The 14,027-nt window shown below is 59.1% G+C and carries 8 protein-coding genes; 6 read left to right on the top strand and 2 right to left on the bottom strand.

What is annotated here, in order from left to right; translation table 11 throughout:
- The first annotated feature begins 126 nt into the window (after nucleotides 1-126).
- The 6 genes from LRP30_RS15580 (at nucleotide 127) to LRP30_RS15605 (ending at nucleotide 11,482) form a co-directional block, all read left to right on the top strand.
- Nucleotides 127-2,370, top strand: coding sequence for a peptidase domain-containing ABC transporter (locus LRP30_RS15580; RefSeq protein ID WP_249760913.1), 2,244 nt, complete (start codon nucleotides 127-129; stop codon nucleotides 2,368-2,370).
- Nucleotides 2,360-3,703 (top strand): HlyD family type I secretion periplasmic adaptor subunit, encoded by a 1,344-nt coding sequence (locus LRP30_RS15585; RefSeq protein ID WP_249761765.1) that lies wholly within the window; start codon nucleotides 2,360-2,362, stop codon nucleotides 3,701-3,703. The genes LRP30_RS15580 and LRP30_RS15585 overlap by 11 nt, the downstream gene beginning before the upstream one ends.
- Entirely contained in the window at nucleotides 3,700-5,766 is a 2,067-nt protein-coding gene (locus tag LRP30_RS15590) for a tetratricopeptide repeat protein (protein ID WP_249760914.1), read from the top strand. Before LRP30_RS15585 ends, LRP30_RS15590 begins: the two co-directional genes overlap by 4 nt.
- A 44-nt stretch (nucleotides 5,767-5,810) precedes the next feature.
- Nucleotides 5,811-9,767, top strand: a complete 3,957-nt coding sequence (locus tag LRP30_RS15595; protein ID WP_249760915.1) for a glycoside hydrolase family 99-like domain-containing protein — start codon at nucleotides 5,811-5,813, stop codon at nucleotides 9,765-9,767.
- 27 nt (nucleotides 9,768-9,794) lie between these two features.
- A complete protein-coding gene (locus tag LRP30_RS15600; protein ID WP_249760916.1) occupies nucleotides 9,795-10,256 on the top strand; it encodes a hypothetical protein in 462 nt (153 codons plus the stop codon).
- 125 nt (nucleotides 10,257-10,381) lie between these two features.
- The gene (locus LRP30_RS15605; RefSeq protein ID WP_249760917.1) at nucleotides 10,382-11,482 is read left to right on the top strand and encodes a polysaccharide pyruvyl transferase family protein; all 1,101 of its coding nucleotides are present in this window, start codon (nucleotides 10,382-10,384) and stop codon (nucleotides 11,480-11,482) included.
- A 256-nt stretch (nucleotides 11,483-11,738) separates the two neighbouring features.
- Here the strand turns inward: LRP30_RS15605 and LRP30_RS15610 are convergent, their stop codons facing one another.
- Together LRP30_RS15610 and LRP30_RS15615 are read right to left on the bottom strand one after the other, a co-directional pair.
- Nucleotides 11,739-12,662 carry a hypothetical protein gene (locus LRP30_RS15610; protein ID WP_249760918.1) on the bottom strand — a complete coding sequence of 308 codons (924 nt, stop codon included), beginning with the start codon at nucleotides 12,660-12,662 and terminating at the stop codon, nucleotides 11,739-11,741.
- Between the two features lie 404 nt (nucleotides 12,663-13,066).
- Nucleotides 13,067-14,026 carry a hypothetical protein gene (locus tag LRP30_RS15615; protein ID WP_249760919.1) on the bottom strand — a complete coding sequence of 320 codons (960 nt, stop codon included), beginning with the start codon at nucleotides 14,024-14,026 and terminating at the stop codon, nucleotides 13,067-13,069.
- Nucleotide 14,027 lies beyond the last annotated feature (1 nt).

The following is a 14,027-nucleotide window of genomic DNA, read 5'->3' on the forward strand; positions in this document are numbered from 1 at the left end:
CTGACATATCTGTGAGTGCGGCCAGCCATTCCTCACAATTTTAACGATAAGTGCTGCTGGCCTTTTTGTCGCAAAATGTTATGCTCACAGTCGAACGTGAAAGTATTAACATAGATGGCAGGTAGCTTGACATCCACGACCGTCCACGATGTCGATGACCAGAACCTTGCCGATGCGCCACCCGCATCGGCACTGGGGTGCCTGATCATCGTCGCACGACAGCACGGGCTGCACCTCACGTCCTCACAGCTCATTCAAGACAACCTTCTGCCGGACGAGAACGTCACACTCCATCAGCTTGTCCGCTGCGCGGAGAAAGCGGGCATGCGCGCTAAGTGCGTCAAGCTCGATTGGGGCGGACTGTCTCATCTGAAGAAGGCGCTCCCGGTCATCGTTCGGCTGCGCAATGGGAGCCATATGGTGCTCCTGCGTGTCGAGGGAGACGCGCACAATACGCGCATCGTGCTGAGGGATCCGAATGCCGCGGAAGACGCGCTGCTCGTGATCGACCAACCACGATTTGAAGATATCTGGTCCGGCGATCTCGTCCTGATCAAGCGCAACTACGAGATATCGGACGAAGCGCAGCCGTTCAGTTTCGGCCTGGTAGCCGCGCTGTTGTTCCGCGAACGCCGCATGGTTCGCGACGTCGCGATTGCCGCCGTGATCCTCGGGCTTCTCGGCCTGGCGCCGATCATGTTCTGGCGCTTGTTGTCGGACAAGGTGATCTTCTACAAGGCGTACAACACGTTCTATGTGCTCTGCGTCGCGATGCTGGTGGTCATAGCCTTCGAGGCGGCGTTCTCGTTCTTGAGACAGTTCCTTGTCCATCGTTTGACGACCAGGCTGGACGTCAAATTGTCGACCTACGTCTTCGAAAAGGTCCTCAATCTTCCCATCGACTATTTCGAGCAGACGGCCGTCGGCCTCGTCGCGCGCGACATTCGCGAAGTCTTTCGCATTCGCTCGTTCCTGATGGGGCAATTGTTCGGCACCATTCTCGACTCTACGACGCTGATATTCTTCCTGCCCGTCATGTTCTTCTTCAGCCCCGTCATGACGATCGTGGTTCTCGCCTTGTCGGCATTGATCGTCGCGTGGCTCGTCCTGATGTTGCCGAATTACCGCAAGGCGTCGACTGCCGTGCTGGCCGCGGAGGGCGCGCAGGGCGCATTTTTGGTTCAGACCTTGAATGGCATCCGGACGATCAAGTCGCTCGCGCTCGATACGCGGCAGCGCCACATGTGGGATGTTCTGGTCGCACGCGTTGCCAAGGCCCGGCTCGTGGAAGGCATGACTGGAAACGCCATCCAGTCGGTGGTGCGTCCGCTGGAGCGGCTGGCCGTCAGCGGCTCCTATGCGCTCGGCGTCTATCTCGCGCTCGAAAGCAACGATCCCGTCTATATCGGGGCCCTGTTCTCATTCCTGCTGCTATCGCAGCGCGTCTCGGGTCCGCTGATGCAGATGGCGCAGCTCATCAATCAATACGACGAGGCGCGAAGTGCGGTTGCAGTCGTCGGCAATCTCGTCAACCGGCCGGCGGAAGAGGGACGTTCCGGCCATGGCGTGCGTTCGCCGCTCGAGGGCAAGGTGGAGTTCTCCGGCGTCACCTTCAAATACAAGGGAGCGCTATCACCCACGCTGAACAAGATCTCCTTCGAAATCCCGCTGGGGACTACTTTGGGCGTGATGGGCAAGAGCGGATCCGGCAAGACCACGATTACGCGTCTGCTGCAGCGGCTGCATTCCGATTATGAGGGATTGATCAAGATAGATGGTATCGACGTTCGCGAGTACGACATCGACCATCTCCGTCGTAACGTGGGTGTGGTGCTCCAGGAGAATTTTCTCTTCAGTGGAACCATCCGCGAAAACATCACCGCGGCCAAGCCGGACGCGTCATTCGACGATGTGGTCAGGGCGGCGAGGCTGGCGGGCGCGGAAGAATTCATCGACAAGCTGCCGCGTGGCTACGAGACGCATATCTATGAAGGTTCGCCGAACCTCTCAGGAGGGCAGCGGCAGCGGCTTGCGATCGCGCGCGCGTTGATCGTCAACCCGCCCATCCTGATTCTCGATGAGGCGACAAGCGCGCTCGACGCCGACAGCGAGGCGATCGTGAACGCCAACATAACGCGCATCGCGCATGGCCGGACGCTGATCATCATCTCGCATCGCCTGTCGTCCCTGACAAAGGCGGACGCAATTCTCGTGCTTAATCGTGGTGTGGTCGACGATATCGGGCGGCATGAGGAGCTGCTGGCGCGCAACGATATCTACAGCTCGCTGTGGTATCAGCAGAACACGCATTTGGCGCCGGCAGCACGCAACGATCGGTCAAGATTTGGGAGTCCGACGCTTGTCTCCTGATGGTGCGCTTGCGACCGTTCGCCAATTTCAATCGGAAACGGATGCGATCCGAGAGGAGGCTGAGCCTCTGATCGCGCGAGCAACGCTGTTTGTGCTCTCGGCCTTCCTGGTCACGATCGTTGCCATTCTCGCTCTGACGCGGATAGATCGCGTCATCACCAGCGTCGGGGGGCGGATCGTGCCGGTGGGACAGATCAGCGTCCTTCAGGCGCTGGATCCATCGATCATTAAGACGATTGACGTGCGGGAAGGCGAGCAGGTGCAACCGGGACAGCTTATTGCGACCCTGGACGCGACCTTTACGTCGGCGGACCTGACCCAGGCGAAGTTGCAGATCGCTAGTCTCGAGACTCAGGTGGCGCGCGATGAAGCCGAGCTGAATCAGCATCCGTTGGTCTTTGCGAGCAAGCCCGACCCGGACTACCAGAAATACGCAGCCTTGCAGAAGGCGCTCTATGATCAGCGGATGGCGCAATATACCGCGCAGATCAATAGTTTCGATTCGAAGATCAAGCAGACGCAGGCGACGATGGAGAAGCTTCGCGGGGACGATGCGAGATATCGGCAGCGTGACGAGATCTTGCAGAAGATCGAGACCATGCGCACGACGCTGGCCGAGCACGGCACGGGCTCGCAGCTCAATATGTTTATCTCCCAGGACACAAGGCTTGAATTGCTGCGGACCCTGGAGAACACCCATAACAGCCTAATCGAAGCCCAGAATACGCTCGCCGCGTCAATCGCGGATCGTGACGCCTTCAAGCAGCAATGGTTTGCGCAACTGAGTCAGGATCTCGTGACGACCCGCAACAAGCTCGACGAGGCGAGAGCCTCTTATGAGAAGGCGCTCAGGCATCAGGATCTGGTCCGATTGACCGCCGCCGAAGACTCGGTCGTGTTGACGATGGCAAGGCTCTCGGTCGGGTCGGTGCTGAAGCCCGGCGATCCCTTTATTACTCTGATGCCGACCGACACCAAGCTCGAGGCTGAAATTCGCATCGCCTCGCGCGATGTCGGTTTTATCCGGCCCGGAGACCCCTGCACGATGCGGATCGATGCGTTCAATGCCGCGGAGCATGGTACAGCGGACGGCAAAGTGCGCTGGATCAGCGAGGGCGCCTTCACCACCGACGACGATGGAAAGCCTATCGAAGCCTACTACAAGGCGCGTTGCTCGGTAGACTCGACCAACTTCAAGGATGTCCCGAAAAACTTCCGCCTGATTCCTGGCATGACGCTTGCGGGAGACGTCCATGTCGGCACGCGGGCGGTCGGAATGTATTTGCTTGGCGGAATGCTGAAGGGCATCCGGGAGGCCATGCGTGAGCCATGACCGCATTGACCCGATCGCTCCTCCAATGGCTTCGGCCCGCTCACGGATCTGACGAAAGGCGGCTTGGTCCGGCGGAGGCAGCGTTCGAGCGCGGTCACTATCTGGAGGCACTAAAGCTCTGGAAGCGTGCATCGCAAAACGGCGACGCGGAAGCGGACTATCGAATCGGCATGCTCTACGCCAAGAACCAGGGAGTGGCGGGCAGCATTCCCGATGCCGCGGTGTGGTACGAACGCGCGGCGCAGCGAGGTCACGCCGAGGCGCAATATCAACTCGGCCTGATCTATCTGTACGGTGTCAACGCCAGCCTCGGACCGAATAGGCCGGAGACCTGGCGTCAATCCTCCGCCGCGCGATTGGGTGATACCGCGTCGAATGTGCATCACCTGATATTCCCGCACGGGACCAGTGTCGCTAAGGATATTTGCGCCGCGTTTCGCTGGATATCGGCCGCGGCCGAAGCCGGCAAAGCGGATGCTCAGACCATCCTGGGCAATCTCTACAGCGAAGGGCAGGGGTGCACGAAGGACGTTGCTGCTGCACTTCGTTGGTATCAGGCGGCGGCCGATCAGAAATTTGCGCCGGCCGAGTTCGCGCTCGGCGATGTCTATTATCAGGGACGCGGCGTACTCGTCGATTTCGCGCAGGCTGCGATCTGGTATGGCAAGGCCGCCGCGCAGGATCACGTGAGGGCGCAGATTGGGCTCGCATTCATGACGTTGAAGGGTATGGGCTTGCCCGAGAACCCGACTGAGGCCGCTCGCCTGTTCCAGAGTGCGGCCACGCATGATGATCCGATCGCACTCTACAACATCGGCCTGTTACGGCTCAGCGGCAAGGGCGTCGCCAAAGACCTCGATCGCGCCGAGACCGCGCTGCGCAAGGCGGCGCGGAAGGATTATCTTCCGGCAATTCAGGCACTCGCGGAATTCTATTCGAACGGAGCCGATGCCGAGCCCAATTTGCGGGAGGCGGCGGTTTGGTACGAGAAGGCCGCCGAGCGGGGCGATGTGCAGGCGCAATTCTTCGTCGGCCGGTTCTATGCGACTGGTGTCGGTGTCTCGCCCAACATTCGCCAGGCCGCGAAGTGGTTCGAGCGCGCGGCCGAAAATGGCCATGCCACCGCGGCGTTCAACGTTGCGATCTTCTATCTCAACGGCTCCGGTGTTCAGCGCAACGTGGAGGCTGCAATCAAATGGTTCGTACGTGCCGCAGATGGCGGCATCAGCGCTGCACAGGTGCAACTCGGGAAGCTCTATTCGACCGGTGCGGGCGTTCCCAAAGATCAGGAAATGGCGTCGGAATGGTTGAGCAGGGCCGCCGGTAGCGGAGATCCTGACGCCAAGACCGCCTACGCGCTCTTCCTGCTTCATCAGGATGCGTCTGATGATAACGTTGCACGCGCGCACTCTTTGCTGGGAGAGGCCGCGGAAGCCGGTCATCCGCCGGCGGCGTTTCAACTCGGCGCCCTGAAGATGGGCAAGTTCGGCGGGACCGCCGATATGCCAGGCGCCACCCCGTGGCTCACGCGCGCGGCCGATGCCGGCCATGTCGAGGCGCAATACATGCTGGGACTTCTTCATCTGGATCCGAAGAGCGGCGTGGGGAATGCGCAGGCAGCCTCATCGTGGATGGCCAAGGCGGCGCGCGCGGGGCATGCGGCGGCGCAATTCCAACTCGCCGTCATGTACTGCACGGGCGCCGGAGTGGGCCTGGATCTTGCAGAGGGTGTGAACTGGTACGAGGCCGCTGCGGAGCAGGGGCACACGGTTGCGCAATACAACCTCGCCGTGATGCTCGGGAAGGGACAGGGGCGCCATGCTGACGTGACGAAGGCGACGGAATGGTTTCAGAGGGCCGCCGAGCGAGGCATGGCGGAAGCACAGGTTGCGCTAGGCGACGCGTTGATGTCGGGCCGAGGCACCGCGCAAGATCGCGACGCGGCGGTCAATTGGTATCAATACGCGGCGCGGCAACGCAATGAAGGCGCCGTGCGGCGCCTCCAGTCGATCGGCGCGACACGCGATCGGGCCTTCACACCGGAGACAGAAACTTTGCGCTAGTCTGCCAGTGCGGAACGAAGCATCCAATGCATGAATGAGTAACAATGGCTGATTTCCTTTCGAAGCTCGCGCGCGACGCCGGTCAGAGAGAACCTCGGGCAAGGCGCAGTGCTGCCGCAAGGCTGCAATCCAAGCCAGAACCGGGCGCCACAAAGCTAAACAGTTCTGCGAAGGAGCTCGCCGCCGAGGGACCGGCGAGCAGACAGCCGTCGCGCGAAGTCGAGCAGCTAGCGCCGGCCGCCGACCTTGCAGATGCCGCGCGCACCCTCAGGGGCCTCGGTCTGTTCGACGAGGACTTCTACGCCGCGAGTTATCCGGACGTGATCGCGGTCGGCGCTGATCCATTCGAGCATTTCTTCCTCTATGGCTACAGGGAAGGTCGTAAGCCAAATCTGATCTTCGACCCGATCTGGTACGTCACGACCTATCCCGATGTGCAGGAGGCGGATGCACATCCGTTCCTGCATTATGCGACGGTCGGCGAGCGCGATGGACGGCGGCCAAGCCCCTATTTTCAGCCGGCCTGGTATCGGGAGAAGTACGGCATTCCGGAAGGCGAGAGCCCGCTCGCGCACTATCTGAAGAACCGCTTGGGCCCGTTCAGCCCGATCCCGGAATTTGACGCGCAATACTATCTTCAGGCTTACCAGGACGTCGCCGCGGCCGGCGTCGATCCGTTCGAGCATTTCATCTTTCATGGCTACAAGGAAGGGCGCAACCCGTCAGCGGATTTCGACACCAAGTTCTATATTCAGCGCTACTTCAAGGGTAAGACGGATCAGAATCCGCTTCTGCATTATCTCGAGCATCGCCATGAGGATGGCATCTATCCGTCACCTCCGGAGGACGAAGCCACCATCCCGGCGGAGATCAAGCGGTTCACCCGGCCGAGCCCGCTGTTCGAGGAGCTGCGTCCATTGCCGGCCGGCGCCAAGCCGCGCGCCAAGGTGCTGGCCTACTATCTGACGCAGTTTCACGCCTTTCCTGAGAACGACAAATGGTGGGGCACCGGCTTCACCGAATGGACGAACATCGCGCGCGGCATTCCGCGGTTCAAGGATCACTACCAGCCGCGGATTCCGCGCGACCTGGGCTTCTATTCGCTTGCCGACATCGAGACCATGCGCAAGCAGGCGAAGCTCGCCAAGGCGGCGGGTGTCCACGGCTTCGTGTATTATTACTACTGGTTCAACGGCAAGCGCCTCTTGGAAAAGCCGCTGGAGCAGTTCCTCAAGACGCGCGATATCAACATGCCGTTCTGCCTGATGTGGGCCAACGAGAACTGGACACGGCGCTGGGACGGCATGGAGGGCGAGGTCCTAATCTCGCAGGACTACCTCTCCGATGATGACGAGCGCCTGTTGTCCGACTTCAACCGGCACTTCAAGGACAAGCGCTACATTCGTATCCAGGGCCGGCCGCTCCTGATGATCTATCGGCCGCGCCTCATTCCGAATACGGCAAGTGTGATCGCGCGCTGGCGATCGATCTTCGCGAAGAAATTCAACGAAGATCCGATCATCATCATGAGCCAGAGTTTTGATGATTATGATCCGGCTGCGAGCGGCATGGACGGCGCGATCGAGTTTCCGCCGCACAAGCTGACCAAATACGTGCCGTTGGTGAACTCCGAAGCCAAGATCCTGGACGACACTTATGCGGGTCAGATCTATAGCTATGACGATGTCGCCAAATATTCGCTCGAGGAGCCGCGTCCGAAGTTTCCACTGATCAAGACGGTGGTGCCGAGCTGGGACAATGATGCCCGCCGGCAGGGCTCGGGCCTGGTGATCCAGGGTTCGACCCCGCAGAAATATGAAGCCTGGTTGTCGGCGCTGGTCGACCAGGCGCAAACCCACACCTTCTTCGGCGAGTCGTTCGTCTGTATCAACGCCTGGAACGAATGGTGTGAAGGCGCTTATCTCGAGCCTGATCTGCATTTCGGCTCGGCTTACCTGAATGCCACTGCGCGTGCGGCTACCGGTCTGACCCGGGACCTGTCATTGCCCAAGGTTCTATTGGTCGGACATGATGCGTTCCCCAGCGGCGCGCAGCATCTTTTGCTCAACATCGGCAAGACGCTGCGCAGCGCCTTCAACATTGAGGTTGAATATCTCCTGCTTCAGGGCGGAGCGATGGAGGCCGAATACGCCTCGGTCGCTCCACTCACCGTGCTCAAGCAGGCCTCGGAGATCCCTGCGACGCTGCGACACTTCCGGGAAAAGGGCTTTACGGCGGCCATCGCCAACACGGCGGCGAGCGGGCGCGCCGCGAAGTTCCTCGTTGAAATGGGCTTTCGGACCGTTTCCCTTGTGCACGAACTGCCGCGGATCCTGCATGAGAAGCACCTGGAGGAGATCGCACGGGCGGCGATCGGGAGTGCGCATAATGTCGTGTTCGCCTCGGACTTCGTACGCGACAAGCTCGTCGAAGCGCTCGGGCTTGATGCGACTGACGAGCGTTTCCTCATTCGCGCGCAGGGTAGCTACAAGCAGATCGAGCCGGCGCCGACGGAGGCCGCGCTCGTTCGCAAGGAATTTGGCATTGCGCCCGCCGACAAGATGGTGCTCGGCGTCGGCTATGCCGACCTGCGCAAGGGCTTTGACCTGTTTCTGCAAGTCTGGAACCTGGTGCGACGACGCGATGCAAATGTTCATTTCTGCTGGGCTGGCGGCATCGATCCAAGCCTGCAGGAATGGCTGGGGCCGGAGATCAAGCGGGCCGAGGCCACCGGCCATTTCCATCTCGCCGGCTATCGTTCGGACATGCAGGCGCTCTATTCCGCCTCCGACGTCTACGCGTTGACCTCACGCGAGGACCCGTTCCCGACAGTGGCGCTGGAGGCGCTCAGCGTCGGCGTGCCCGTCGTTGCGTTTCAGGACTCCGGCGGCATTCCGGGCTTCCTTCTCAAGGAGAACGTCGGCCGCGTCGTGCCCTATTGCGATGCGCCGTCGATGGCACAGGCCGTGGAGAATTTTCTGCGCTGGACGCCATCGGACGCCGAGCGTGCCCGCATGGCTGAGATCATCCAGACCAAGTTCGCCTTCGCAGACTATGTCCGCGATCTCCTCCGGCTTGCCGTTCCATCCGTGCCCACCGTCTCGGTCGCGGTGCCCAACTACAACTATGCGCACTGCCTGCCGGAGCGGCTTTACACTATCTTCGACCAGAACCATCCGGTCGAGGAGATCATCGTGCTGGACGACTGCTCGTCCGACGACAGCATTTCCGTCATCATGAAGCTTGCGGACCAGCGCCAGCGTGATCTCACCCTCGTCATCAATGAACAGAATTCCGGCTCGGTGTTCGCGCAATGGGCGAAGGCTGCCGAGATGGCGAAGGGGGAGTTCCTTTGGATCGCCGAGGCCGACGATCTCTCGGAGCCGACCTTCATCTCCAGCCTGCTCGCGCTCATGCAGGGCGATCCGGACATCGCCATCGGTTTTACCGACTCGAAGTCCATTGATGCCGACGGCGCGCATCTCTATGCGAGCTATAAGCCGTATTACGCCACGATCGAGCCTGGTGCGCTATCGCGCAACGAGATCTTCGGCGGTCGCGACTTCGTAACCCGTTACCTCGGTGTCCGGAATACGATTCTGAATGTCAGCTCGGTTCTGTGGCGTCGGGAGGCGCTGTTGCGGGCGCTGAGTGCGTGCCGCGACCGTCTAACGAACTTCCGGATGGCTGGTGATTGGCTGCTCTATCTCGAGGCGCTTGCGGCACCGGGCGCGAAAATTGCCTATGTCGCCGATCCCCTCAACGTTCACCGTCGCCATGCGGCGAGCGTCACCCATTCGTTGAAGGCGCAAAAGCACATCGAAGAGATCGATACGATGCACCGCCTCGCGCGCGAGCGGTTCGGCTTCGGAGAGCGGGAAATCGGAGCGCAGGCTGCCTACCTCGACGAGGTGTCGGTGCAATTGCTGGGAACAGCCAGTGACGCCGAGAAGCCGAAGCGGACAGCAAAAGCTGCGGCGCGCGCTGCCGCCGGGATGTGATCGTGGTGACTGCAACTAAGGGCTTTTTTGGGTGATTTGATGTTTGTGCCTTCTGCTGAATCGTTGATGAGTGCCTTAAACCTCGACAAGTCCGCTTTGGATGGTTCCGGCTATGTCAAGGTGCCGGCAGGCTTGCTCAAGCTGTTGCTACAGATCGCCGTAGCCGCTGCCGATTTCGACGAGGACAGCTATTTGCGGGAGAATCCCGACGTCGCAAAGGCCATTTCTCGTGGGGAGCTCGAAAGTGCACACATGCACTACATAGGCTTCGGCTACTTTGAGGGCCGCCGCGGAGGAGGGCCGGCCGTAGATGCCGAATGGTATCTCGGCAAATATCCCGACGTCGCGGCAGCCGTTAGAGATGGTCGGGTGAAATCGGCGGAAGCACACTTTCTATCGATTGGTGGCGGAGAAGGGCGGTCGCCCGCGGCTGACTACGAAGCCGAGGCGGCGCAATGGAAATCAGCGATCAGAGAGAAGGTAGGGTGAAGATGCGGTGACGATCCTTGTTGTGGCCGCAAAGTTATTTGGATGATGGTGGTGAAGAGCAATATGGGTGGGAATAAGTGCACTACATATTGGTTTAGGATCGATATCGCCGCCGGAGGAGCACAGTGAAGATTTTTCTGCTTGGAGCAACGCCGAGCTTTTCCGCGGAAGTTGGCGAAGATCCAATTTCAAAGCTGGCGAAGACCGGAGGCAATACCGGGAACCAGTTGATTGCGCGCGGGCTGCTTGATCGTATCGTGTATGACGACCTCTCGTGGGATCACAGTATCGATCCCAGGGCGGTGCATGAGCGCTTCGACATGATCGTCGTTGCGGCGGCCAACTTCCTGTTTCCCAAATTTGATTTGGGCGGCATGGCGCAATATATCGAGCGGGCCGACCTGCCGGTGGCGATAGTTGGTCTCGGAGCTCAATCAAGCAACTACGACCCGAACATAAGCTTGATGCCTGGCACCGAGCGGTTCGTGAAAGTTATTGCCGAAAGAGCCGTCAGCATCGGCGTTCGCGGCCCCTACACTCAAGAAGTTCTCGCGCTTCGCGGTGTGCACAATGTGACTGTGACCGGATGCCCTTCCTACTACATGGGAGGACCTCACGGCATGAACATCCCCCGGCGGCCGTTTGAAGAGGTCAAGCGCCTTTCCATCAACGCGTCGCGAGACGTCGTCGGTCATTCGTTCGACAAGGAAAGGATGCTCCGGCTCGTGCGCGAAATCTACGGCACGGGAATAGTCTGGAAAGCGGATTTCGTTGCTCAAAGCGAGCAGGCCGAAATAAGATTGGCAGACAAGCAGGCTCGGAATTCTGAAGAAGCGTTGAAGGAAATTTCAACATTCTTGGCGAACGTCGCCCCCGAGGTCGACGTACGGAAGTGGGCGGCCGATCACGTGCGGGTCTTTTTCGACGTGGATGACTGGCTCGATACCGTTCAGAACTATGATTTCGTGTTCGGGAGTCGCTTTCACGGCTGCATGGCCGCTCTACAACGCGGCGTTCCTGCTCTTGTGATCTGTCACGATACAAGGACCGAGGATATGTGTCGGTTCCTAGGTATGCCATTCGTCTCCATCGTTGATCTTGATAAAATCGATGTGGCGCAACTCTATAGTCGTGTCGGGCTCGGAAGTCTCGCGCGACGCTATCAAGGGCTCTATCCAGCATACACGCGATTTCTCTCGGCTAACAAACTCATCGTCAAGAACTGAACTGACCGTCTCTAGTCTCAGATCCCGGGACTGCAGCGGGCATGTAAGCGCGTCGGTAGCATTGCGGTTGATCCGTCGTTCCAGATCGAGCAGCCGGTCATAAGCGGAAAGCGTGTGTGCTTACAGTGACGAGTGGCCGCTTCCTTGCCGGGTACATCGACGCAGTATATTGCAAGTTGTTGCTATCGTACGATCTGATTTGTAAGGCCGAGGCTGATCGCGGGTGCCGTCGTTGGACCTGGACCGCGTGTGATGTTTAGTTCTCTCCCGCGCGACAAGCCTTCAGAACCTCGCTCGCAGTTCTCAACATTGAGGCGGACGGATCACCCAAGGTCGGGGCCAGTGCTCCACCTTCGCTGTATTCATTCCAGGAATAGATCAGCGCAATCTGATAGGGGCATCGATCCGGATGGTTCGACATGAAGCGCGCCGCCTGTCGGCAGGCGAAAGAGAACTCGCTAGGGGTTGCGATCGCGACATGCGCACTCTTGTCGATGCGCGTGTAATCCCGTTTGTCATACGCGGGAGGGGTCTCCTTTCGCGGTCGCGAATCCCAGCCGACCATGACGGTCGGCACCACACTGCCCGAGGTGTGGGCCAACTCATGTTCCCAATATTGTTCTACGTGTCGTTGGAGCTCGGGATAAGTGCCAGACCTGTTTGGCCCGAAATTTATCCCATATGCCGAAACGGCATCGGCGCCTATCTGCTTTCGGATCGTTTCAGCTGTAGCAGGTGGTGTGTGCAGAAGTACGATGTAGGGAGTTCTACCACCCGAAGAAGTCGTCTGATTTCGCAGGTGAGACAGCGATTTCCCGAGCTCGGCGAGCGAACCATTCCAGTATGAGGGCAATAGGGCATCGAGGTAGTAGAGGAACAGAAGCGGTCTGCCGTCTTGCGTTCTCTGGTAGTTGTGGTCCGAAAAGAGACCGTGAATGCGCTTTGTCGCTTCGTCGAATCCGTTAGCGCGACCTAGCGTGTCCAAGGTCGCTATCAGACAATAGTTCATCTGATCGGCAATGCCGCTTCGACGATGGTACTTCAGCCCCTGCATCATCGAGTGCGCGAGATCCAGTTTGCCATCGCCGCCGTACGCTAGATATGCCCAATAGCCGAGACCGGCCGCATGAGCGACCCGTATCTCTTGGTCGAACGAGGCCTCGGTAGCGTTGAATTGCAACGTTTTGGAATCAGTCAGACGGCTATGGAGCGGCGCACGAAACTGCCAGCGTTGGGGACTCAGAGCTTTTTCTTCTTCATAACAGGGTTCCCCCCTCGTGTCGCAGTATTGTGCGTCCCACCTTATGGCTCCGAAGATCGGGCATCGAGTTCTTGCGTAACTGCGGGTGGGAAGCAGAAGGCTGGCGAGAAACGCTCGCAGAAGAGTCCGACGCGTTGATAGGTACGAGATGGCTGACATCTACGGTTACGACCAGATAGGTGGGGCCATTCATTTGCCTCGGAAGACATCCACGGAGCTGCTGATCGTTCCAGAACAAGCTGCACACGCCTCGTAGACGTGAGGGACAAGAACTCGCGCCACGGGAGTTTGTTCCACGCTTGGAGGCATGCGCGGTTCCCGTTTCAGGTCATGAAGCTCGCCGTTCGGACTTGCGAACGCAAGACAGACTGAAGTTTGTTGGTCGCATGGCGCCTGATATCGATGTCATCCATTGGTATGACGCGGACAAATCGCTCCGCAATCTCTGTCAGGAGAATATCCGGCTTGAACTCGTCGACCAATTTCCAGTCGATGGCGGCCGACCAGACAAACATCACGACATCGACGGTCTCGGCAAACATTCCGGTGAGCATATGAGGCCGATACTCAAAAAAGGAATCACCGAACACGAGCATCCGCACTTTCGCCAGAGGGTGTCTTTCATTGCGATATTCGACGATCGATCCGACGTGCAGTAACAGATCGTTCGGCACTTGGGCGGTTTCACGCGCGGTCACGATATCGTTGGCCTCGACCCGGGATGCTCCGATGCCAAAACGTCCGAACCGGATCGTCTCGAACCGTTTTGGCGTCAACTTAGAGCCGAGATCCCAGCTACCCTCGCGGGCTGGTGCGTTCCGCGTGATCAGATCTGCCTTTTGCGGTATCACCATGTAAGAGCACAGCATCTGATAGGCGCTGAAACAGCCCTCCACCGTCCAATGAGTATCGGTCCGATGGAATACTTCGTAGTTGCCTGCCTGCTTTCTGAGATACTTGGTTAGCGGCACCAAGATCCCGCGCAACTCGGCATCATCGCTTTCTTCCAGGATTTCGGCCGGAAATCTCATTTGAGCTGTGACGGCGAGTGCCTTCGTCCTGAGAATCGAGAGTTTGTCCGGAACAAAACAATGAAGATATTTGATTCCTCTATCCGTAGCAGCTCTCTTTCTGCTGGTCAGGAGAGTTTTCCATGCAGAACAGATCAATTGGAGATTGTGGTCGGATTCGGAGAAAAGATGTGCGACGTCGTTGCTGCCACCGACCAGGAAGAGATGGCCGTCGTCTCCCTCGAAAACGTCTTTTGAGAGCTGCGGCACCACG

Origin of the sequence: Bradyrhizobium sp. C-145, assembly GCF_023375135.1 — a bacterium.
GTDB lineage: Bacteria > Pseudomonadota > Alphaproteobacteria > Rhizobiales > Xanthobacteraceae > Bradyrhizobium > Bradyrhizobium zhanjiangense.

Excerpts from the sequence above, each read along its gene's own strand:
- LRP30_RS15595 (WP_249760915.1), top strand. The coding sequence starts at position 5,811 with ATGGCTGATTTCCTTTCGAAGCTCGCGCGCGACGCCGGTCAGAGAGAA.
- LRP30_RS15590 (WP_249760914.1), top strand. The coding sequence starts at position 3,700 with ATGACCGCATTGACCCGATCGCTCCTCCAATGGCTTCGGCCCGCTCAC.